The sequence below is a fragment of the Flavobacterium sp. K5-23 genome, assembly GCF_023278045.1.
GTDB lineage: Bacteria > Bacteroidota > Bacteroidia > Flavobacteriales > Flavobacteriaceae > Flavobacterium.
This window is the reverse complement of sequence record NZ_CP056783.1, coordinates 2,401,726-2,424,157: the sequence shown is the minus strand read 5'-3', so window position 1 is coordinate 2,424,157 and position 22,432 is coordinate 2,401,726. Positions and strand designations below refer to the sequence as shown.

Genomic DNA, 22,432 nt, shown 5'->3' with positions numbered 1-22,432 from the left:
AACTTTTCCTGTAAAAACACAAATATGAAATTATACATCGCACTCGTATTTTCGGCTATAGTAAATATTGGATATTCACAATCTACTAATGCTTATTTCGAAAAAATAAGAAACAACGAAGCCTTATCTACTGCTTTCTTTTCTCAAATGCCAAAAGGAGGTGATTTGCATCATCACTACAGTGGTTCTATTTATGCAGAACCTATGGTTGCTCGAGCAATTACCGAAAATTTCTATTTGAATCTAGAAACTATGCAAGTAGCAAAAGAAAAAGGAACTACCGGTAAATGGGAAACTTTTTCGGATCTAAAAAATAAAGGTAAATTAGATTACTACAAACAACAGCTGATGCAAAATTGGTCTGTAAAAGACTATAACGGGGTTTCTTACCCTTCTGACAAGTTGTTTTTTGATTCATTCGGTAAATTTACTCCCACTATCGCAGGGAATTTTGGCGAAGGTTTATTGGAATTAAAAAATAGAGCCATAAACGAAAATCTAAGCTATATCGAAACGCAGCTGTCTACAATCCCCACAGACATCAATACTGACGATTTAATTAGCTTTAATGAGCAGTTACGTAAAATGGCTGTCAATAAAGAGGAAAAAGCAGTTTTACAATCTCTGGACGCATTATACGCTACTCTAATAAAAAGAGATACAGCAAAAAGCGCAGCCGATTTCAACACTAATTTCGTTGCAAAATTACATAACGACAATAAAATTGACGATTCCCGTTTCACGATGCGTTATCAAAATTTTGTATTGCGTTTTATGGAACCGGTAGATTTGTTTAAAAACTTAGTTATTGCTTTTATTTCGGCTGATAGCAGTCCACTTATGGCAGGTGTTAATATCGTTTCTCCTGAAGATGGTGAAACTTCAATGAAAGATTACTGGTTACATATGGTTATGTTTAAATATTGTCATAGTCGTTTTCCAAATGTAAAATATACTTTGCATGCAGGTGAACTTACCTTAGGTCTTGTACAACCGGAAGACCTAAGCTGGCACATCAATTCAGCCGTTTATACAGCTGGCGCACATCGTATTGGTCATGGAGTAGATATGGCTTATGAAGCCAATTCTTATGACTTATTACGATATATGGCTAAGCAGCGTATTCCTATCGAAATCAATCTAGTTAGTAATGAGTTCATCTTAAAAGTAAAAGAAAACCGTCATCCTATTTCTTTATATAAAGAATTTGGTGTTCCTATCATTATCAGTACTGACGATGCTGGTATTTTACGTACCAATATGATTGAGCAATATGTATTGTTAGCCAAAAGATACAAAGACGTTACTTATACGGATATAAAACAATATGTGTATAATAGTATCAATTATAGCTTTATTCAGGATCAATCAGTAAAGAATCAGTTATTGAAAGATTTAGATATGAGATTTAAAAAATTTGAGGCTAACTTTTCGAAAAAATAAACCAGAATGAACATTAAACTAATCGCTATTGGCAAGACCGACAACAAAGCCTTACAATCTTTAATAGACGATTACACCAAGCGTTTGTCTTTTTATATCAAGTTTGACCTAGAGGTTATTCCTGATATTAAAAATGTAAAAAACTTGTCAGAGAGTCAACAAAAGGAAAAAGAAGGGGAATTGATTTTGGCCAAAATTACTCCAACAGACCAATTGATTTTATTGGATGAAAACGGAAAAAACTTCTCTAGCGTAGGTTTCTCTGAGGAATTACAGAAAAAAATGAATTCGGGTGTGAAGACCTTAGTTTTTGTAATCGGTGGTCCTTATGGTTTTTCAGATACGGTTTATGCTAAAGCAAAAGGAAAAATATCGCTTTCTTTAATGACGTTCTCTCATCAAATGGTGCGTTTGTTTTTTATCGAACAATTGTATCGTGGCTTTACGATTTTGAAAAACGAACCTTATCATCACCAATAGTATTAGTGTTCAGTATTCAGTGATCAGTAAACAGTTTTTAGTGTTCAGTCAAAAGGTTCTGATTTCAAATAACCGATTTTAGAATATAATCTCTTCTTGATTTTCGTTACCAATATTTATTGAATGAAGAAAAACTTTAGTTCTTAAATATGTGTCAAATGACATTTTTTTGTCAAAATACAACTGATAATTTCTTGGTGTAGTAGCTGTTATTTTTTTTAAATATTCCGTTAAGTCTTTTCGATTAACAATTTGATTATTGACCAGGATTTCGTCGTTTTTTGTAAAATACAATTGCAATTCTGCAGAAGGCTTCTCCATTTTATAATACACATTCGTAAAAGGAATAAAAGCCATATTCTTCCCGATGCTATCAGCATAAGAATAATAGTTTTCGGCTTTGTCGTTTTTATGCGCTTTTTCTTTTCGCTTCTTATCCTGCAACTTCATAACTTCTGGAATCACGAGACGCAACGGCAATCGTTTGTCGATATTAAAAATCCAATTGGTTGTAATGATACTATTTTTTCTATTAACTTCAGCCAAGGTATCTTTTCCATTTGTTCTAAAGAAAATATAGATTGGGGAATGATCCAGTACATCGGCAACTATCGTTTTATCCGATTTTGGTAATAAAATATCTTCTTTGTTTCCACAAGAAAGCAATAGAAAAACAACAATTAGACTAAGGTATTTCATCTTTACGAATTGGTTTTATTAAATAATGTAACACATTCCATAGCTTCTTTAACATCGTGAACTCTAAGAATATTAGCTCCTTTAGTAAGGGAAATTGTATTTAAAACAGTGGTTCCGTTTAAAGCTTCTTGACTACTGGTATTCAGCGACTTATAAACCATTGACTTTCTGGATATCCCAACTAATATAGGCAATTCCAAGAGCTTAAATAATTCCAGATTTCTTACTACTTCAAAGTTCTGCTCTAAGGTTTTGGCAAAGCCAAATCCAGGATCGATTATCAAATCATTGATTCCAAAACTTCGGGCTACATTGATTTTTTTAGAAAAATAGAAAAGCATTTCTTTTATGATATCTTCATAATTTGTCAAGCCTTGCATCGTTTGAGGAGTACCACGCATGTGCATCATAATGTAAGGGACATTAAACTGTGCAATAACTTCAAACATTTTTGGATCTAAATTCCCTGCTGATATATCATTGATTATGGCAGCTCCGTTTTCAATACAAGCTCTGGCCACTTCAGATCTAAAAGTATCTATAGAAAGATGAGCTTCTGGGAATTTTTTTAGAATTAATTGAATCACGGGAATAATTCTGTTTAGCTCTTCCTCTTCCGAAACGAATTCGGCATTGGGCTTACTGGAATAAGCTCCTATATCAATAAAAGTAGCCCCGTCACGCAGCATTTCTTCTACCTGAGTCAGTATTTCGGATTCGTTTTTATACTTACCGCCATCAAAAAAAGAATTGGGAGTTACGTTCAAAATTCCCATTACTTTAGGAATTGAGAGATCGATTAATTGCCCTTTACAGTTAATTGTCATTGTATTTAATATTCTGTTGATACTTTAGAACAAGTAGTTTCAATACTGAATTCACTATTGCTCATTCATAATTTCACATTAAACAAAAAAATGCTATTTTTGAAGAAATTTTATACAAATATACATCAATAATGAAGAATACTTCTCAAGAATATGATAATGTAATTGCAATATGTCGCACGCTTTTTATCAATAAAATGACTGATTACGGTAGTGCTTGGCGCATCCTTAGATTACCTTCATTAACCGATCAAATATTCATAAAAGCCCAAAGAATCAGAAGCTTGCAGGAAAACGAAGTTCGTAAAGTGGACGAAGATGAAACAGGTGAATTTATTGGAATCATCAATTATTCGATAATGGCATTAATACAATTAGAACTTGGAGTTGTAGATCAGCCTGATTTGAATGTAGAAAAAGCAACCGAATTATATGATGCTAAAATCAAGTTAACAAAGGAATTGATGGAAGCAAAAAACCATGATTACGGAGAAGCTTGGCGTGAAATGCGAGTGAGTTCACTAACCGATTTGATATTACAAAAACTACTTCGCGTAAAGCAAATAGAAGACAATAAAGGAAAAACTATTGTGTCTGAAGGCATTGATGCAAATTACCAAGACATGATAAATTACTCCATATTCGCATTAATATTAATGGAGTTTGGAAATAAAAATAATTAAACAATAAATATGAAAAACATCATTACTCAATTCTCACGACTTTTTGTTGGACTATTATTTATCATATCAGGATTAATTAAATTAAATGACCCTGTTGGTTTTTCATATAAACTAGCTGAATATTTTAGTGAACCTGTATTCAACTTGCCATTCTTAACTCCTTTAGCGCTTGGATTAGCATTGTTTCTTGTAATACTTGAAGTAGTTTTGGGTGTAATGTTACTTATTGGATACAAATCAAAAATTACAATATGGAGCTTGCTTATTCTAATTGTACTTTTCACATTCCTTACTTTTTACTCCGCTTATTTTAATGTGGTAAAAGACTGTGGATGTTTTGGAGACGCTTTAAAATTAACTCCTTGGCAATCATTTACAAAGGATATTGTTTTGTTATTCTTTATTGTTATTTTGTATGTAAATCAAAAATTAGTAAAACCATTGTTCGATAAAAACGTTCAAAACATACTTGCTTACGTAAGTATCATATTGTGTATGTTTATGGGAGTATGGGTTTTAAATCATTTGCCATTAATTGATTTCCGTCCCTATAAAGTGGGTAACAATATCCAAAAAGGAATGGAAATTCCTGATGGTGCTCCTAAATCAGTAGTAGAAATGGTGTTTATTTACAATGTAAATGGAGTTGATACTGAATTTACGGAGAAGGATTTAATGAATATTCCAGAAGGCGCAACATTTGTTGATAGAAAAGACAAGGTTATAACTCAGGGTTACGTTCCTCCTATTCATGATTTCACAATGATGAAAAATGATTCTGATTATAAAGAAGAATTATTAGAAGAACCTAAATTACTAATGTTTGTCACTTATGATTTGCCAAATGCAGATGGAAATGGATTAGCAAAGCTGGAAAAACTAAATCAAGAGGCGAAAGTAAAAGGATATAAAGTAATAGGTATGACTACATCTTCTCCTGAAGAAATAGCTACAGCCCAAAAACAATACAACCTTTCATTTGATTTTTATTTCTGTGATGCTATTGCATTAAAAACCATCGAAAGAGCTAATCCTAGTATTGTAATTCTTAATAGAGGAACAATAATACAAAAACTGCATCATAACGATATCGAAGATTTGAAATTATAGTAAACAATAAAATCCAAGGACATTCATTCGAATATAAATTGACTGAATGTACTTGGATTTTTACTTTTTGTACTTTCAATTATGTGTTTTGTATTCAAATTAGAGACATTCTTTCTGCCTTTTGATGAAATATCATCATTTTACAAAACAACTATTACGATTTCATACTTTTTTTTGAAAGCTTAAATTGTGAATTTCGTTATTTTTAAACACAGAATTCAAATAAATAGCATCTATATCACTCAATCCGTTTGATTGTCTAACTTTGTTAAAACTATAATAAATGAAAAAACTATTTGTCTTAGTAATTGCTTTCGTTACTTTTTCTTGTTCGAAAGAGCAAAAAAAAGAGTTTACTAAAAAAGCATTATCAGAAACTTTATTAACAACTGATGGAGGTCAACTTGCCTTCAGTAATATCCTTAAAAAACATGAGGGAAAAACATTAGTTATTGAAGTTTGGGCTTCTTGGTGTGGAGATTGCATAAAAGCAATGCCGCAAATTCATGAATTACAAGCAAACAATCCCGATGTGGACTTCGTATTTATTTCTATGGATAAAGCAGCTGACAAATGGACTGCAGGTATTGAAAAACATAATCTTAAAGGAGACCACTATATGGTGAATGACCAGATGAATGGTGTCTTCGCTAAAGAAGTTGATATTGATTGGATACCAAGATATATAATCATAGACAAGAATGGAAAAATCGTTTTATACCGAGCTATAGAAACTGATTTTGATAAAATAAATGAAACATTAAGTAAGTTGAAATAAAACCAATCTGGTATAAAATTTCAAAAATATTAAAACTATACAAACCAAGAACAAAATGAGAAAGAAAATAGTTGCAGGAAACTGGAAAATGCATAATAATGTAGAACAAACAGATGATTTATTAAATGAATTAATAGCAAATGTTCCAACAGAAACAGACACTCAAATAATTGTTGCACCAACATTTATCAACTTGGCTTCAGCTGTTGATCATTTAGAATTCACTTCAATTGATGTAGCTGCACAAAATATGCACCAAGCAGAAAGTGGTGCATTTACTGGAGAAATCTCGGCTGATATGTTAAAAAGTATTGGTGTAAACACAGTAATTCTAGGTCACTCTGAACGAAGAGCAATTTTCAATGAAACTGATGCGTTAATTGCAAACAAAGTAGATACAGCTTTGAAACATGAAATGACTGTGATTTTTTGTTTCGGAGAAGAATTAAAAGACCGTCAAAACAAACAACACTTTAATGTAGTTGAAAATCAATTGCGTGACGGATTGTTTCATATAGAAAAGGCATCTTGGTCGAATATTGTATTGGCTTATGAGCCAGTTTGGGCAATAGGAACTGGAGAGACTGCTTCGCCAGATCAAGCTCAGGAAATGCATGAATTCATTAGAGAAACGGTTCGTAAAGTTTTTGGAAAAGATATCGCTGAAGAAGTATCAATTCTTTATGGTGGTAGTGTAAAACCTGAAAATGCTAAAGAAATTTTCTCTAAACCGGATGTGGACGGAGGTCTTATAGGTGGAGCTGCATTAAAAGCGGCTGATTTTGTTGCAATCATCAATGCCTTTTAAAAAGCATTCACATATATCTAAAAAGAGGTTTGATACTTAATCAAACCTCTTTTTTTATTTTTATATATTTCCAAAAGAGAAATAGTACCTTTGCAAAAAATAAACAAACATGTCAAATATTTATATAGGCTATCATTTTAACATTGAGCCAAAGGAACTTGGTTCAGAGATATTAATTGCCGAATTAGGAGAAACAGCTTTTGAGAGTTTTACAGAAACTGAAACTGGAATTTCAGGTTTTGTTCAGAAAGATTTATGGGATGAGAATATCCTTGATAACATCAATATATTACAATCAGAAGAATTCAAAATTGAATATACTTTTGAAGAAATTGATCAAGTCAACTGGAATGAAGAATGGGAAAAGAATTTTGAGCCTATCGATGTAGAAGGAAATTGTCATGTACGCGCTCCTTTTCATCCTAAAACAGATGCAGAATTTGATATTCTTATAGAGCCAAAAATGAGTTTTGGTACAGGTCATCATGAAACTACTCATATGATGATACAGCATTTATTAGAGACGGATGTAACTGGAATGAAAACTCTAGATATGGGTTGCGGTACGGCAATTTTAGCAATTCTTGCTGAAATGAAAGGCGCACAACCAATAGATGCTATAGATATTGACAACTGGTGTTACCTTAATTCAATTGAAAATGCAGAACGTAATAATTGTCAACATATTACCGTTTATGAAGGAGAGACTTCCTTATTAAAAGACAAAAAATATGACTTGATTATTGCTAATATCAACAGAAACATATTGTTGAACGATATGCAATCATACGTTGATTGTCTTAATCCAAAAGGAACACTTTTATTGAGTGGTTTCTATGAAGAAGACATCCCGTTTATCGATGCTTCATGCACCGAAAAAGGTTTAACTTATGTTAAAAAGTTTCAAAAAAACAACTGGGTTTCTTTAAAATACGTAAATTAGTATCAAATATCAAGGTGATAAACGACAATAAAAAGAATCATTGGGAAACGGTTTATGAAACCAAACAACCCGAAGAAGTAAGTTGGACACAAGACAAACCGGTACTATCACTAGATTTTATCCGGTTAATTGGCACTCCTAAGTCGGCAAAAATCATTGACATTGGCGGTGGCGACAGTAAACTTGTAGATTTTTTAATTGAAGAAGGGTACGAAAATATAAGTGTTTTAGATATTTCAGCCAAAGCATTAGAGCGAGCTAAAAAACGTCTAGGTAAAAATGCATCAAAAGTAAACTGGATTGTTTCGGATATAACGGAATTCAAACCTGATACAACTTATGATATTTGGCACGACCGAGCTACTTTTCATTTTCTGACATCGGAAAAAGATATTGAAATATATCGTTCTATCGCACAGAAATGGGTAATAGGAAATCTAATTATAGGCACTTTTTCGGATAATGGTCCTAGCAAATGCAGCGGGCTCAATATCAAACAATATTCAGAATCTACTTTAGAAAATCAATTTCTTGAAGGTTTTGAAAAACAAAAATGCCTCCTTACAGAACACGAAACACCTTTTAATACAATACAAAATTTTATATTTTGCAGCTTTAAGAAAAGATAAATCCAACTGTATTTTTATTTAACCCTAAAAATTATTTAAAAATGAGTACAAAAGAAAAAATAAGAGAAAAAGTCAGTCATAAAGAAGCAACATCATTAAATAATGAGATTATAGTATATAATGATGATGTCAACACTTTTGACCACGTAATAGACACTTTAATACGTGTATGTGAGCATACTTCAGAACAAGCGGAACAATGTTCCCTGATTGTGCATTATAATGGAAAATGCACAGTGAAAACTGGGTCATATGACAAACTAAAACCCCAATGCAGTCAATTACTCGAAGCAGGTTTGAGTGCGGAAATAGTTTAAAACACAAAACATAGACCTAAAAAGGTTTACAACCCAAGGGTTAAAATGCAACTAAACATTTGTTTGTTGTCTTTCAACCCTTAATTTGTTTTATGCGTTAATTATGTATTAATAATTTACTGAAATTCCATTTTTATTCTATATTTGAGAAAAAATAAAACACTTTCATGGAAGAATATGGTAAAATTCTGGTTTATGTAATGCCTATATTTCTAATATTAATCATATTAGAAAAACTATACGGTCATTATAAAGGGGAAAACACAGTCACAACAATGGATTCAGTCTCTAGTGTAAGCTCAGGAATGGTCAATTCACTTAAAGATGTCCTAGGACTTAGCATTACTCTCATATCCTATGATTGGATTGTTTCCCATATTGCCATTTTTCAACTGGAAGCTACCACATTGGCCTATTTCATAGGCTTTATAGCCATAGATTTTTACGGCTATTGGAGCCATAGATTATCCCACCAGATCAATTTTTTATGGAACAAACACGCCATTCACCACAGTAGTGAAGAATTCAACTTGGCTTGTGCTTTACGCCAACCTGTATCCAGTTTTGTGAACTTATTTACCTTTTTACTGATTCCTGCAGCTCTTTTGGGAGTTCCTTCCAAAGTGATTGCGATTACGCTTCCTCTCCACTTGTTTTTACAATTCTGGTATCACACTAAACACATCAAAAAAATTGGTTTTCTGGAAAACATTCTTGTTTCTCCTTCACACCATCGGGTACATCACGCCATAAATCCAGAGTATATGGATAAAAACCATTCTCAAATATTCATTTTTTGGGATAAGTTATTTGGTACGTTTCAAGAGGAATTAGAAACAGTCCCCCCGGTATTTGGTATTACGCGTCCTGCACAAACTTGGAATCCATTCCGAATTAATTTCCAGCACCTGTGGTTGATGATTACTGATGCTTGGCGAACAGAAAGCTGGAAAGATAAGTTTACCATCTGGTTTAAACCTACAGGATGGCGTCCAGAGAATTTTGAAGAAAAGTATCCTGTAAACAAAATAGAAAACGTTTATGATTTCGAAAAATACGGTACGCAACATTCACAAAAATTGATGTATTGGTCGATGTTTCAAGCTGTAATTACCCTTCTATTTATAAGCTATTTATACAACTCAATTGCATTTATTGGTTTGCCAAATGTTTTTGTTTTTGGTGCGTTCGTCTTCATTTCTGTTTATAGTTATACGGAATTAATGGATACACGAAAGGTTTCAGTTTTATGGGAAGGCATCCGTTTTTTATTCGGGATAGGAATAATTGCTTATTTTGGAGATTGGTTCGGAATGAATCAACTGTTTCCATATTCTAATACTATTATTATCACTTATCTTGTTTTGTCATTAGGGGTAAGCGTCTATTTAGTAAGTGTAAATTTCGAAAAAGAAAAAGCAATAATTGCTTAAATCATATTGTTGACATACATTTAGTTTTGATCAAAAAAACAAAAAATTAATTTTTAAAATATAGTTATGAAGGGCAATCTACTCTTAAAAAGCTTTATTGGATTTAGTGCTATTTATCTTTTTGTTATCCTGACCGGCAGAGAAGATATTGCTTGGTTTATGAAACCATTTTTGATTCCGTTTCTAATCTTGGCAGTATATAATCAGGAATATTTCACAACCAAAAACATACTTTTGGCAGCCCTAACTTTTTCGTGGATAGGAGATATTATTTTGTTATTTGCAGACACTGCTGAAATTTATTTTATTTTAGGATTGATCGCTTTTCTTATCTCTCATATTGTCTATATAATTTTATTCAGCAAGCAATTAAAAACTATCCGAAAGAAAAACAAAGCTATCTATTGGATTGGAATAACAGCAATTATAGTTTATTTAATGGTGATGTTGGCCGTATTATTTCCAAACCTTGGGGATTTAAAAATTCCGGTGTTTGTTTATGCTATGGTTATTTCAACTATGCTTTTATTTGCCTTTAAAGGTTATTTTATTTGGGGAAAACCAGCTAATAACTACATACTATTGGGCGCAGTGTTTTTTGTAACCTCTGACAGTATTCTTGCTTTCAATAAATTTTACGAACCAGTTATATGGAGTTCGTTTTTCATAATGGCCACTTATCTTTTGGCTCAGTATCTTATTGTTATTGGGATTTTAAAATTGAATCAAAAAAAATAGTATTCCCTTTGAATACTAATAAAGGAAATACTATTAAATTATTTTATGGCTTTTGTGGTATAAATTACATCAAAAGCCATAAAATAATAATCTGATGTCATTAGTCTTTTAATCCTAATTTGGACAAAATAGTTTCCAATAAACACCATTTAGTAAAACCAGATTGAATTAAATTGACTCCTATAAATACCGTAAACCACAACCAGTTTTGATCTACATAATTTGTCAATAGCAAACTGATTAAAATAAATGAGCCCACTAAAATTCTAAAAACTTTATTTTTCATACTGTTATTGCGAGGTACGAAGTAATCTCCTCCTCTAAATTAAATGTTATTAATTTGATTTTTCAATGTTTAATACGGCGATATGAATATTGGATAAACTTTCCTGTTCCCCATTAAATTTATTTACAAGTTCAAAAAACGGATCCACTTTTTCTTTCTTTATAAAAGCATAATAAAGTACCGATTCATTTTCATTCATTTCGCTTCCAAACCAATTACTTTCAATAGCTTCTTCAGATAAATCTTTGAATCCAATTACCTCTTTGTATGTAAAGGTTTTTACATCTGCCAGCTTCAGCATTTTTTTGATGTCTTTGTCAAATGCCGCTATGGCTGTTATGATTAGTAGCTTCATACAATTATGAGTTATGAATTATGAGTATTGGTTTCTGACTCCCCTCCTTCGGAGGGGTTGGGGGAGGATTCCCACTTCTTTCTCTCCGTTATATAATAAATCAACGGCACCACAATTAATGTAAGTATTGTGGAAACAATTGCTCCAGCTACTAATGAAATTGCCAATCCTTGGAAAATAGGATCAAACAATATGATTGACGCACCTATTACAACCGCTCCGGTAGTTAACAAAATAGGGGTTGTTCTAACCGCTCCAGCTTCAATAATAGCTTCTTTCAAAGGCACACCATCATTCAGTCGTATTTCGATAAAATCGATAAGTAAGACCGAGTTCCTGACCATAACACCTGCCAAAGCAATCATACCAATAAACGAAGTCGCCGTAAAGAACGCTCCTAATACCCAGTGCCCTAATACAATCCCGATTAAGGATAACGGAATCGCAAGCATCATCACAATTGGCGTTTTGAAGTTTTGAAACCAACCCACAATCAACATATAGATGATGACGATTACAACCATAAAGGCAACACCTAAATCACGGAACACTTCCAAGGTAATTTGCCATTCACCATCCCATTTTACCGTAAAATCACTTTCGTCTGAAGGTTGCTCCATATAAAGCTCATTGATCTTATATCCTTTTGGTAATTTTATTTTTTGCAATTCTTTATCCATTCCAAGAATAGCATACACGGGACTTTCTAAAGCTCCAGCCATATCAGCCGTTACATAAACAACTCGCTTTTGGTCTTTTCTATAAATGGTTTTTTCAAGTGTTCCTGTTTTTACTTTAACCAAATCACTCACCGGAATCATATTCCCTTGATTTCCTTTTATTTTAAGGTTCTGAATGTCTTGCAAACTTGTTTTGTCTTTATCGTCAAGCGAAAGAACAATACCTACATTATCATTCGAATTTTCATCATATAAATTAGAAACGGGATATTCTTTTAATAAATAGGTCAAATTCCCAACAATTTGTTGTGGTGCAATCCCATTTAGCATTGCTTTTTCTTTGTCCACTTCCAACTTGTATTCTACTTGATTGTCTTCAACTGTCCAATCAATATCTACAATTCCTTCCGTTTTTTGAAGAATCCCTTTTACCTGATCAGCCACTTTTATTTGTTCATTATAGTCCGGTCCATATATCTCTGCCACTAATGTTGACAATACTGGAGGCCCTGGCGGAACTTCAATAATTTTTACATTTGCACCATACTTTTGTGCTATTTTCTGAATTTCAGGACGCAGCTCTTTTGCGATATCATGACTTTGTAACTTTCGATCTTCTTTGTGCAATAAATTCACTTGGATATCAGCCATATTGCTTCCACCACGCAAATCATAATGACGCACTAATCCATTGAAAGTAATTGGTGCCGATGTACCAATGTAGTTTTGGTAATTGACTACTTCTGGCTTAGTTGACAGATATTGAGCAATTTCCTTAGTAACCGCCGATGTTCTTTCCAGCGTTGTACCTTCAGGCATATCAATAACAATTTGGAATTCGTTTTTGTTATCAAAAGGTAACATTTTAACTAAAACGGATTGAGTAAAGAACATAGCAATCGAACCGAATAACAATAAAACAGTAACTCCCAGAAGCACTTTTCTCTTCATACTGCTTTCTAAGAAAGGACGCTCCAGTTTATTGTACATTTTATATATAAAACTGGTTTCTAAACCTTCGGCTTCTTTATGTTCTTGCGTATCTTTTTCTTGTAATAAATGATATCCTAAATAAGGAGTTACCGTCAATGCCACAAACAGTGATAAAATCATTGCAATCGAAGCACCTATAGGCATCGGGCTCATATATGGCCCCATCATTCCAGATACAAATGCCATAGGCAGAATAGCTGCAATAACCGTAAATGTTGCTAAAATCGTTGGATTCCCTACTTCATTTATCGCATAAATTGCTGCTTGTTTAAAGGGCAATCGTTTCATCTTGAAATGCCTGTGCATATTCTCTGCAATAATAATACTGTCATCGACAACAATTCCCACCACAAAAACTAAGGCAAAAAGGGTAATACGATTCAGCGTATAATCCAGCATATAATAACTGAATAAAGTCAATGCAAAAGTCAGTGGAACCGAGAAGAAAACAACTAATCCACCACGCCATCCCATAGCCAACATCACTAAGAATGTAACCGCCAAAATAGCAATACCAAGGTGTAATAACAATTCACCTACTTTATCAGAAGCCGTTTCTCCGTAATTACGAGTTACTTCAACATGAACGTCATTCGGAATTAAATTCGACTTTAAATGTTCAACTTTTTCAATGATTTTCTCCGAAATTTTCATTGCATCTGCTCCTTTTACTTTACCAATAGAAATGGTAACCGCAGGATATTCAGATTGTGCTGTTTTAAATTTATCGTTTGTTTTTCCGTATCCAAAAGACACATAACTTTTGGCTGTCGAAGGACCATCCTGAATTGTGGCAACTTGTTTCAAATAAACAGGCCTATTTTTATTCACACCCACAACAAGATTTTCTACATCGTCTGCCGATGTTAAGAATTTCCCGGTAGTAATTAAATATTCTTGATCGTTATTGACAAAATTACCCGATTGAGAACTGCTGTTATTTGCCTGAATCATTTGCATAATCCCTAAAGCATCAATGCCATTCTCAGCCATTTTATCTTTGTCCAGAACCACTTTCAGCGTTCTACTTCTTCCACCAATTTCTTTGGTAATGGCAACATCCTTCACTTTTTCAATTTCCGATGTCACTTCTTCCGCAATTTGGCGTAATTGAAAATCATCCATTTTTTCACTCCATAGCGTTATTCCAAGCATAGGAACATCATCAATAGAACGTGTTTTAACCATAGGTTTGTACACTCCTTTTGGGAACATATCTTCGTGTTTTGCCAGTTCGTCATATAATTTCACATACGAACGCTCCACATCTTGACCTACATAAAACTGAACAATAAGCATTGCTTGACCATTCATCGCCATCGTATGCACGTGCTCCACCCCTTTAATATTAGAGATAATTTTCTCAAGAGGTTTTGCCACACGACTTTCCACTTCAGTAGGACTCGCTCCTGGATAACCCACCATTACGTCGGCCATAGGAACATTAATTTGTGGTTCTTCTTCTCTTGGAATGAGAAAAGAACTATAGACACCAATGATCATCAAAGCAACCATCATCAAAATGGTTAGTTTTGAGTTGATGAAAAAATGGGCAATTTTACCTGAAATTCCTTCTTGCATAATTTTTTATTTATTTGGGCGTGACCCTCTCAAAAGGTCGGGTCGGGCTATTCGTTTCAATCATTTTCGTGTTCTCGATACTTCCGCTAAAAAGCGGAAACTCGAACTGACGAAAAAGGATTTCCACTGCTATCCCTCACGCAGTATTAAAGGACTATTTTTTAATTCGACTGAACACTAAAAACTGATTACTGAACACTAACTTTCGCTCCATTAAACAATTTCCCTTCGGCTGATACGATGTATTTCTCATCGGCTGATAATCCAGATAATATTTCTACTTGATTCCCAAAAGTTTTTCCTGTACGCAACCATCTTAGAATGGCAATATTTTCATTTCCTATTGTATATATTCCGGTAAGTTGTCCTTGTTTTACCAAAGCACTTTCAGGAACCAAAACCATATTATTTGAAGTAGTACTTACTTTATTTTCAACAGGAAATTGAACATTAACAAACATCCCAGATAAGATAGAACTATCGGTTTTATCTAAATTTATTTTCACTAAATACTGACCGCCCGTATTTTTAGCTGATACACTCACTTCGCTCACTTTTCCAGTTAAGTTTTTGTTGGATGATTTTACTAAAACTTTTACCGGCATTCCTTTTTTAATTTCCGTAATGTCACTTTCAGAAACCATAGCAGTCACTTGTAGTTTTGAAGCTCCTTCAACGCTTACTAAAGGCATTCCTGGGTTTGCCATATCTCCTTCTTTTACAAAAGTATTAGTCACAACACCTGAAAACGGAGCCGTAATATTAGAATAATTGAACTGTGCCAAAACTTCATTTCGCATTTGTTTTGCTCCTTCAAGTCCAGCTTTGGCCATCTCGTAACGAGCAGTCATATCGTCTAATTCTTTTTGCGAAGCACTTTGTTGTTTGAATAAATTCACAAAACGATCATAGTCCTTTTTGGCGCTATTGTAACCCGCAGTAGCCTGAAGAACACTTGCGTCTACTTGTGCTTTTTTAGCTTGTAAGTCAGTATTATTTATACTAACTAATGATTGACCAGCATTTACTTTTTGCCCTACTGTTACATAAACTTTAGTTACATAACCCATCATTCGAGTACTTAAATCAGCACTGTTCTCAGCTTCAATTTTTCCACTTGCACTTACAAATGGACTGTTGTCATTTTCTGAAACTCCGCTAACTTTTACAGCAATTGCAGGAGATTCAGTTACAGCTTCTTTTTTTTCTCCCTTGCAGGATGTTAAAATAAAAAGGGAGATTGAAATTAGTGATATTATTTTTTTCATGATTTTTCGTTTGAATTTTTGTCTTTCTTCTATGTTCTTTGATCTATATTCTTTACTCTTTTTTCTACCTTTTACTTCGTTAAGAATTGTAAATATTGTTGTGTAAAATTGTATTCAAAAACGGCTTGTAGGTATTCCAATTCTTTTTTGAACATTTGAGTTTCAGCTTGCAGTAAGTCAGTGGTTTTTTCTAACCCTTGCGTAAAACGATTGCTTCTTATTCTGTAGGCTTCCTGCGATTGTTCTAAATCCAACTTAGAAAGATTGACCTTGTTTTCAGCATCTTTTATCTGACGATTGATTTTATTCAGTTCTAATTGGCTTTTGGCTTTGTATTGTTGAGTTTCAATCTCGGCTTTTTGAAAGTCCGCTTTTGCTTTTTCCATTTTTCCTATTGATTTAAAACCGTCAAATACATTCCATAACAATTGTGCTCCTACAACATAACCTTTGGCAGTTGTCCCAAATAATTTATCATCATACAATTCATAACTACCAAAAGCGTTCAATCGTGGTAAAAAGTTCATTTTACTGGAAAGAAACATCTTTTGATACGCTTCTGTTGATTGATCCATTGCCTGGATATCTTTTCTGTTATCAGAAAGTTTAGTTTCGTTATTTATAATCGAAATCGTGTTTTCTAATGCTTCAGTTGGTTTGTAAACATTGTCACCAATGTCTTCATTCAATAAAAAAGCTAAATAATCAGAAGCGTTTTGCACATTGCTTTTTGCATATTGCAATTGGTTTTTTATTTCGTTTACACGTACTTGTACCGAAAGTAAATCTGTTTTTTGCAGTATTCCTTGTTTGAAATAATTTTTAATCAATTTCAAGTTGGCATCTGCAGTAGTATTCGCTTTTGCTAAAACAGCGACAGCTTTATACCCCAGTTGCAATTCCATAAATGATTTATTGACTTCCAGTTCCAGATATTCCTTAGTACGTTCTGTTTGCAATTGAAAAGCATTCATTTTTGCTTTAGCAGCTTGTCTACCGTAGATTCCATCCACATTTATTAAAGGTTGTAAAACCTCAATTTTAGTAGCGTAATTTTGAGTACGATTAGGATTGTTCAATAAACTAGGGTCAAAATCGGAAGCCGTTAATATTCCCTGATTCAGTTTAGATCCAAAAGCCATCAGTGGATTTGTGGTAGAAATGGCTGTGTGGGAAGCCGTGATATTCGGTAAGAAAAGGGAATTTGATTGTTTATAATCCGCTTGAGCTGATTTAAATTCCTGATTGGCAATTTTAATCTGTAAGTTTTTATCGGAAACTTTTTGCCAAAGGTCACTCTTAGAAATAGCCAAAGTATCCTGACCGTAACTAAAAGCGGAGATCAAAATAGTTGCTGTAAATACTATTACATTTATTTTCTTCATAATTGGTTTTCTTAATTATGAAACAAAGGTATAGTGATGAAAATGCGTGCACAGTAACAAATGTCACATTACCAAAATAAAGGTGAAAAGTGGTTGTTGTTTTTTCGAAAATAGTAAAACAAAAAAAAAAGCATTTTCCTGTTTAAGAAAAATGCTTTTTATATCTATTGTTACTGAAAATATTAATGAGGTAATTTTTTCATTAATAATCCATAAATAAAAGTACCCAGTAAAGCTCCGATAAGAACAATTATCAAGCTCCAAAAACCGGCTCCTAAGAGAATAAATATTGGTCCTGGACAAGCACCAACTAACGCCCAACCGAGACCGAAAAACAATCCACCAATCCAATAACGTGTTGATCCTTTTTCTTTATCCTGAATTTCAATAGGTTGCCCTTTAATATCCTTTATATCTTTCCTCTTAATGACTTGAATACCAATAAGTCCCGTAGCAATAGCTACACCAATGATTCCATACATATGAAACGATTGAAATTGAAACATTTCATAAATACGGTACCAAGAAACTGCTTCAGATTTTGTAAGTACGATTCCGAAAATGAAACCAACTAATAAATATTTTATTACTTTCATATTTTAAAAAATTAAAGGGAATAACAAGTGAACCATAATCAATCCACCAATAAAAAATCCTATTACAGCTTTTAGAGACGGTAACTGTAAATTACTTAATCCTGATATTGCATGTCCTGAAGTACATCCACCAGCATAACGGGAACCAAAGCCAATTAATACTCCTCCAATAAGTAAAATAAAAATACTTTTTGGTGATTCTAATATTTGTAGTCCAAAAAGTTCATCAGGCAAAAATTTACCATTAGGCGCATCGATACCATAAAGAGCTAACTGTTCAATTGATTTAGGATTTAAAGCTATATTTGAAGGTGACGATAAATAATGGATTGCTACAAAACCACCTAGCATCGCTCCAGCTATTACAACCAAATTCCAACGTTGAGCTTTCCAATCAAAATCAAAAAAATCAACATATTTTCCAACACCTGCAATTGAACACATAGAGCGAAGGTTTGATGACATTCCAAAGGCTTTACCAAAATAGATTAAACATAGCATAATCAAGCCAATTAAAAACCCAGAAACATACCAAGACCAGGTTTGAGAAATAAATTCCATATTGTTATATTTTTTTGCAAATATAAGAACCATTTGCATTGATATAAGTGAGAATTACCAGATTTATCCAAAATCAACCTAGAAAACTAAATTATTGGTTGAAGTTGGCTTCAAAATTACAGAACTGTTTATATTTGTAACAGTAAAAAAAAATCGTCCTCAAAATATGAAAAAAACTATAGTTTTTATCGCTCTTTTAATCCTTACTGTCTCTTGTGTAAGCACAAAATCAACATTGAAAAACGTAGATGATAATGCTCCTATTCCAAAACTATCTAAGGACAACAGCTTTATAATTACGGAGTACAGTAAAGACACAAAATACGGTTATGATCCCGATTACCCAATAAATATATTCTTCATTCACACTAAAAATGAGACAATCAACCAACAACGTTATTTAAGTGCTTTGGCTGGCCCTAATGGAGAAGAATTAAGTTATACTAAACTAGAAAGTTGTTGTCCGTTTCCAACAACGAGAAGTGATATGGGAGCAGGTTTTCTGGATGTATATGAAGTAAAATGGGAAGGTCAAACAAAACCAATCACATTGTATTTAAATATCTACGAAAAAGGGGTTCTTATGGTACCAGTAGGACTTAGCTTGAAAAAAATGTAATTCTGATTCCATACTCCTAGCCCTGATAGAAGAGAAAATCCCACGCTTTTTTTAGCGTGGATTGTAACGAATAGCAGGAATAGCTCCTAAAAAAAATACAAATCTAAACTGTAAATGGCAAATCATAACTACCTTTGCACTTTCTAAAAATAATCCTATTATGAACATACAACATATTCCTCAAATTAAACATACAGAGAGTGGTAACTTTTTTTTACTTGCTGGGCCTTGTGCAATTGAAGGAGAAGAAATGGCGATGCGAATTGCCGAAAAATTAATTGGCATCACTGATAAATTACAAATTCCTTTCGTTTTTAAAGGTTCGTTTAAGAAAGCAAACCGTTCAAGAATTGACAGTTTTTCAGGAATTGGAGATGAAAAAGCGCTAAAAATCCTTAGAAAAGTATCTGAAACTTTCAAAGTTCCTACGGTAACGGATATTCATACAAATGAAGATGCGGATATGGCGGCTCAATATGTTGATATACTTCAAATTCCGGCGTTTTTAGTTCGTCAAACTGATTTAGTGGTGGCTGCTGCCAATACTGGAAAAGTGGTGAACCTGAAAAAAGGACAATTTATGAGTCCTGAAAGTATGAAACATGCAGTTCAAAAGGTATTGGATTGCAACAATCAAAACATAATGGTTACTGACCGTGGAACTATGTTTGGGTACCAAGACATGATTGTTGATTATAGAGGAATCCCAACTATGCAACAATATGCGACTACAGTACTTGATGTAACCCATTCTTTACAACAACCAAACCAAATGGCTGGTGTTACAGGTGGAAGACCTGATATGATTGAAACTGTTGCTAAAGCTGGAATTGCTGTAGGAGTGGATGGTATCTTTATTGAAACTCATTTTGATCCTGCGAATGCTAAAAGTGATGGAGCAAATATGTTGCATTTAGATTACTTTGAAGACTTGATGACGAAGCTAGTTGCCATCAGACAAACCATTAATAAATTTTAATTTTACACATTGAAAAATATAGTTTTATATTCTTTATTCTTTGGTTTACTATTTTCAAATATAGCAAACGCGCAAGACGGAATTAAATTACAAGATAAATATACTGCTCATAACAAAGGTAAATTCTTTTTTTCATGGGGAGGAAATAGAGAAGTTTACAGCAAGTCGGATATTACATTTAAAGGGAAAGATTATGATTTTACTTTAAACGACGTATCAGCTCATGACAGACCTAAAGGATGGCATATAGATTATATAAATCCTGCAAGAATGACTATTCCTCAAACAAATTTTAGAATGGGGTATTTCATTAATGACCATTACAGTATTGCAATAGGAGTTGATCATATGAAATATGTGATGAATCAAGATATTGCGGTTGCATTAGACGGTTATTATCCTAAACCAGGAACTTACGGGGAAATCCTAACCGGTAATCAAGTATTATTAACTCGTGAATTCCTAACATTTGAACACACAGATGGTTTGAATTATGTAAATACTGAAATTTCAAGACACGATGATATTTCATCAATATTTAAAATTGGGGATACTGACAAGGTCCAAATTAACTTAACAGAAGGAGCTGGTGTAGGTTTATTATATCCTAAAACAAATGCTAAGCTATTAGGTAAAGATCGTCACGATGACTTTCATGTTTCAGGATATGGAGCTTCTCTAAAAGCTGGTTTAAATGTGACTTTTTTCAAACATTTTTATATCCAAGGAGAGCTAAAAGGAGGTTACATCAATATGCAAGATATCAAAACTACAAATAGTGGAGACGATAGTGCTTCTCAAGATTTTTTCTTTTTTCAGAAAATAATCGCTTTTGGTGGGATTTTTAAAATATAATTAATACTTACAAATAATTTCAGATATGAGGCTGCTCCAATGAGACAGCCTCTTTTTTTTTATTACGTTTCCAATAAAACAAACCATTTTCCACTATAAGCATTCATTTTCAACAGATTATCCTATAATCGAACTCATATTAAAAAAAATATTATTACTTTAGTATAAGTGTACATTGACAATAAAGCAGATTGTTAGTAAATAACTAAACCATTGTAAGAGTATGATATTATCAAATGAAAATATTATAAATACTGAAGTGAATTCTTTTAAAGATTTCGAAGCTTTTTTTGACATATCACAAGACTTATTGTGCATAGCAGGATTTGATGGTTATTTTAAAAGAATAAACCCTGCTGTTTGTAAGCTATTAGGATATACTAACGAAGAGTTATTAGCAAAGCCTATAAATGAATTTGTTTATTTTGATGATCAACTCATAACTACAGAAGCTAGAAGTGATATGAGGAGAAAAAAATCCTTATATAATTTCGAAAATAGATACATCACAAAAAGTGGTTCAATAGTTTGGTTACTATGGACTTCAATGCCCATAGAAAATAAAAATCTTGTTTATGCTATTGCCAAAAATATTACTCATAAAAAGGAACTTGAGGAAGAAAGAAACAATCACCTTACAGAATTAACAAAAATAAACCACGAATTTAAACAGCTCACTTACACTACTGCTCACGATTTAAGATCGCCGGTAAATAATATGCTTTCTGTATTTGAACTATTAGACCCCTCAAAAATAACCGACACTGAAACGCAAGAATTTATTTCCATATTAAAGTCGATTACCCTTACCCTAAGAGAAACTTTAAATGAATCTATTGAAATTCTCGATAAAAAAAATGAATCCGATATTTATACCGAAGAATTAAATTTAAATGATTCCTTAAATGAAGTATTACTATCTATCATATCTTTAATTCAAAATTCAGTAACTACTATTAATGTTGACTTTTCAGAGTTTGAAAATGTGATATTTAATAAAGCATCCTTAAAAAGTGTTTTCTTAAATTTAATAACAAATTCAATAAAATATTCAAAGCCTGATTGCCGAGCTAACATTACAATTACTTCCAGAAAATTCAAAAAAAGGAAACAATTGATAATCTCCGACAATGGAATTGGATTTGAAATGGATTTAGTCAAGGACAAGATTTTTGGTTTACACCAAAAGTTTCACGATAATGTAGACAGTCACGGAATTGGACTTTATCTTGTTTACAATCATATTACAAATCTTGGAGGTCAAATTGTTGTCGAAAGCAAGGTAAATGAAGGTGCCAAATTTATAATTACCTTTAAAGAATAAAACAAGATCTTGAATCTGAATATTATTTTATAGCGTATAGAATAACTAACTGTAAAAGCTAG

The 22,432-nt window shown here is 32.9% G+C and carries 24 protein-coding genes; 15 read left to right on the top strand and 9 right to left on the bottom strand.

What is annotated here, in order from left to right; translation table 11 throughout:
• Positions 1–24: 24 nt before the first annotated feature.
• Positions 25–1,443 (top strand): adenosine deaminase, encoded by a 1,419-nt coding sequence (locus tag FLAK523_RS10580; RefSeq protein ID WP_248903283.1) that lies wholly within the window; start codon positions 25–27, stop codon positions 1,441–1,443.
• A gap of 6 nt (positions 1,444–1,449) precedes the next feature.
• Positions 1,450–1,923, top strand: a complete 474-nt coding sequence (gene rlmH, locus FLAK523_RS10575) for a 23S rRNA (pseudouridine(1915)-N(3))-methyltransferase RlmH (protein WP_248903282.1) — start codon at positions 1,450–1,452, stop codon at positions 1,921–1,923.
• Positions 1,924–2,001: 78 nt separating this feature from the next.
• Here the strand turns inward: rlmH and FLAK523_RS10570 are convergent, their stop codons facing one another.
• Together FLAK523_RS10570 and folP are read right to left on the bottom strand one after the other, a co-directional pair.
• On the bottom strand, positions 2,002–2,622 hold the full coding sequence (locus FLAK523_RS10570; RefSeq protein WP_248903280.1) for a hypothetical protein: 621 nt from the start codon (positions 2,620–2,622) through the stop codon (positions 2,002–2,004).
• A 2-nt stretch (positions 2,623–2,624) separates the two neighbouring features.
• Positions 2,625–3,449 carry a dihydropteroate synthase gene (gene folP / locus FLAK523_RS10565; protein WP_248903279.1) on the bottom strand — a complete coding sequence of 275 codons (825 nt, stop codon included), beginning with the start codon at positions 3,447–3,449 and terminating at the stop codon, positions 2,625–2,627.
• Positions 3,450–3,580: 131 nt separating this feature from the next.
• Between folP and FLAK523_RS10560 the strand changes: the two genes are divergently transcribed.
• The 9 genes from FLAK523_RS10560 (at position 3,581) to FLAK523_RS10520 (ending at position 10,888) form a co-directional block, all read left to right on the top strand.
• Complete coding sequence (locus FLAK523_RS10560; protein WP_248903277.1) at positions 3,581–4,132, top strand: DUF1599 domain-containing protein; 552 nt, start codon at positions 3,581–3,583, stop codon at positions 4,130–4,132.
• Positions 4,133–4,141: 9 nt separating this feature from the next.
• Positions 4,142–5,242: a BT_3928 family protein gene (locus FLAK523_RS10555; protein ID WP_248903275.1), complete on the top strand. Its 1,101-nt coding sequence runs from the start codon at positions 4,142–4,144 to the stop codon at positions 5,240–5,242.
• A 283-nt stretch (positions 5,243–5,525) separates the two neighbouring features.
• Positions 5,526–6,020, top strand: coding sequence for a TlpA disulfide reductase family protein (locus FLAK523_RS10550; RefSeq protein WP_248903273.1), 495 nt, complete (start codon positions 5,526–5,528; stop codon positions 6,018–6,020).
• A 55-nt stretch (positions 6,021–6,075) separates the two neighbouring features.
• The gene (gene tpiA / locus FLAK523_RS10545) at positions 6,076–6,828 is read left to right on the top strand and encodes a triose-phosphate isomerase (protein ID WP_248903271.1); all 753 of its coding nucleotides are present in this window, start codon (positions 6,076–6,078) and stop codon (positions 6,826–6,828) included.
• Between the two features lie 109 nt (positions 6,829–6,937).
• The gene (gene prmA / locus FLAK523_RS10540) at positions 6,938–7,771 is read left to right on the top strand and encodes a 50S ribosomal protein L11 methyltransferase (protein WP_248903264.1); all 834 of its coding nucleotides are present in this window, start codon (positions 6,938–6,940) and stop codon (positions 7,769–7,771) included.
• A 14-nt stretch (positions 7,772–7,785) separates the two neighbouring features.
• Positions 7,786–8,400, top strand: a complete 615-nt coding sequence (locus tag FLAK523_RS10535) for a class I SAM-dependent methyltransferase (RefSeq protein ID WP_248903262.1) — start codon at positions 7,786–7,788, stop codon at positions 8,398–8,400.
• A 41-nt stretch (positions 8,401–8,441) separates the two neighbouring features.
• Entirely contained in the window at positions 8,442–8,717 is a 276-nt protein-coding gene (locus FLAK523_RS10530) for an ATP-dependent Clp protease adaptor ClpS (RefSeq protein ID WP_248903260.1), read from the top strand.
• 167 nt (positions 8,718–8,884) lie between these two features.
• Complete coding sequence (locus FLAK523_RS10525) at positions 8,885–10,150, top strand: sterol desaturase family protein (protein ID WP_248903258.1); 1,266 nt, start codon at positions 8,885–8,887, stop codon at positions 10,148–10,150.
• 66 nt (positions 10,151–10,216) lie between these two features.
• Complete coding sequence (locus tag FLAK523_RS10520; RefSeq protein WP_248903256.1) at positions 10,217–10,888, top strand: lysoplasmalogenase; 672 nt, start codon at positions 10,217–10,219, stop codon at positions 10,886–10,888.
• Positions 10,889–10,988: 100 nt separating this feature from the next.
• Here FLAK523_RS10520 and FLAK523_RS10515 read toward each other — a convergent pair whose 3' ends face one another.
• From FLAK523_RS10515 to FLAK523_RS10485, 7 genes are all read right to left on the bottom strand, one after another.
• The gene (locus FLAK523_RS10515; protein ID WP_248903254.1) at positions 10,989–11,174 is read right to left on the bottom strand and encodes a DUF2892 domain-containing protein; all 186 of its coding nucleotides are present in this window, start codon (positions 11,172–11,174) and stop codon (positions 10,989–10,991) included.
• 49 nt (positions 11,175–11,223) lie between these two features.
• Entirely contained in the window at positions 11,224–11,529 is a 306-nt protein-coding gene (locus FLAK523_RS10510; protein ID WP_248903253.1) for a hypothetical protein, read from the bottom strand.
• 11 nt (positions 11,530–11,540) lie between these two features.
• Entirely contained in the window at positions 11,541–14,783 is a 3,243-nt protein-coding gene (locus tag FLAK523_RS10505; protein WP_248903251.1) for an efflux RND transporter permease subunit, read from the bottom strand.
• Between the two features lie 188 nt (positions 14,784–14,971).
• Complete coding sequence (locus tag FLAK523_RS10500) at positions 14,972–16,051, bottom strand: efflux RND transporter periplasmic adaptor subunit (RefSeq protein ID WP_248903249.1); 1,080 nt, start codon at positions 16,049–16,051, stop codon at positions 14,972–14,974.
• 71 nt (positions 16,052–16,122) lie between these two features.
• Positions 16,123–17,436 carry a TolC family protein gene (locus tag FLAK523_RS10495; RefSeq protein ID WP_248903247.1) on the bottom strand — a complete coding sequence of 438 codons (1,314 nt, stop codon included), beginning with the start codon at positions 17,434–17,436 and terminating at the stop codon, positions 16,123–16,125.
• Between the two features lie 182 nt (positions 17,437–17,618).
• On the bottom strand, positions 17,619–18,032 hold the full coding sequence (locus tag FLAK523_RS10490) for a DUF6691 family protein (protein ID WP_248903245.1): 414 nt from the start codon (positions 18,030–18,032) through the stop codon (positions 17,619–17,621).
• A gap of 3 nt (positions 18,033–18,035) precedes the next feature.
• Positions 18,036–18,593: a YeeE/YedE family protein gene (locus tag FLAK523_RS10485; protein WP_248903243.1), complete on the bottom strand. Its 558-nt coding sequence runs from the start codon at positions 18,591–18,593 to the stop codon at positions 18,036–18,038.
• Between the two features lie 166 nt (positions 18,594–18,759).
• Between FLAK523_RS10485 and FLAK523_RS10480 the strand changes: the two genes are divergently transcribed.
• The 4 genes from FLAK523_RS10480 (at position 18,760) to FLAK523_RS10465 (ending at position 22,370) form a co-directional block, all read left to right on the top strand.
• Entirely contained in the window at positions 18,760–19,212 is a 453-nt protein-coding gene (locus tag FLAK523_RS10480; RefSeq protein WP_248903241.1) for a 2-dehydro-3-deoxyphosphooctonate aldolase, read from the top strand.
• A 160-nt stretch (positions 19,213–19,372) separates the two neighbouring features.
• Positions 19,373–20,191 (top strand): 3-deoxy-8-phosphooctulonate synthase, encoded by an 819-nt coding sequence (kdsA, locus tag FLAK523_RS10475; RefSeq protein WP_248903239.1) that lies wholly within the window; start codon positions 19,373–19,375, stop codon positions 20,189–20,191.
• A gap of 9 nt (positions 20,192–20,200) precedes the next feature.
• Positions 20,201–21,046, top strand: coding sequence for a hypothetical protein (locus tag FLAK523_RS10470; protein WP_248903237.1), 846 nt, complete (start codon positions 20,201–20,203; stop codon positions 21,044–21,046).
• A 223-nt stretch (positions 21,047–21,269) separates the two neighbouring features.
• Positions 21,270–22,370, top strand: coding sequence for a PAS domain-containing sensor histidine kinase (locus FLAK523_RS10465; protein ID WP_248903235.1), 1,101 nt, complete (start codon positions 21,270–21,272; stop codon positions 22,368–22,370).
• The last annotated feature ends 62 nt before the right edge of the window (positions 22,371–22,432 follow it).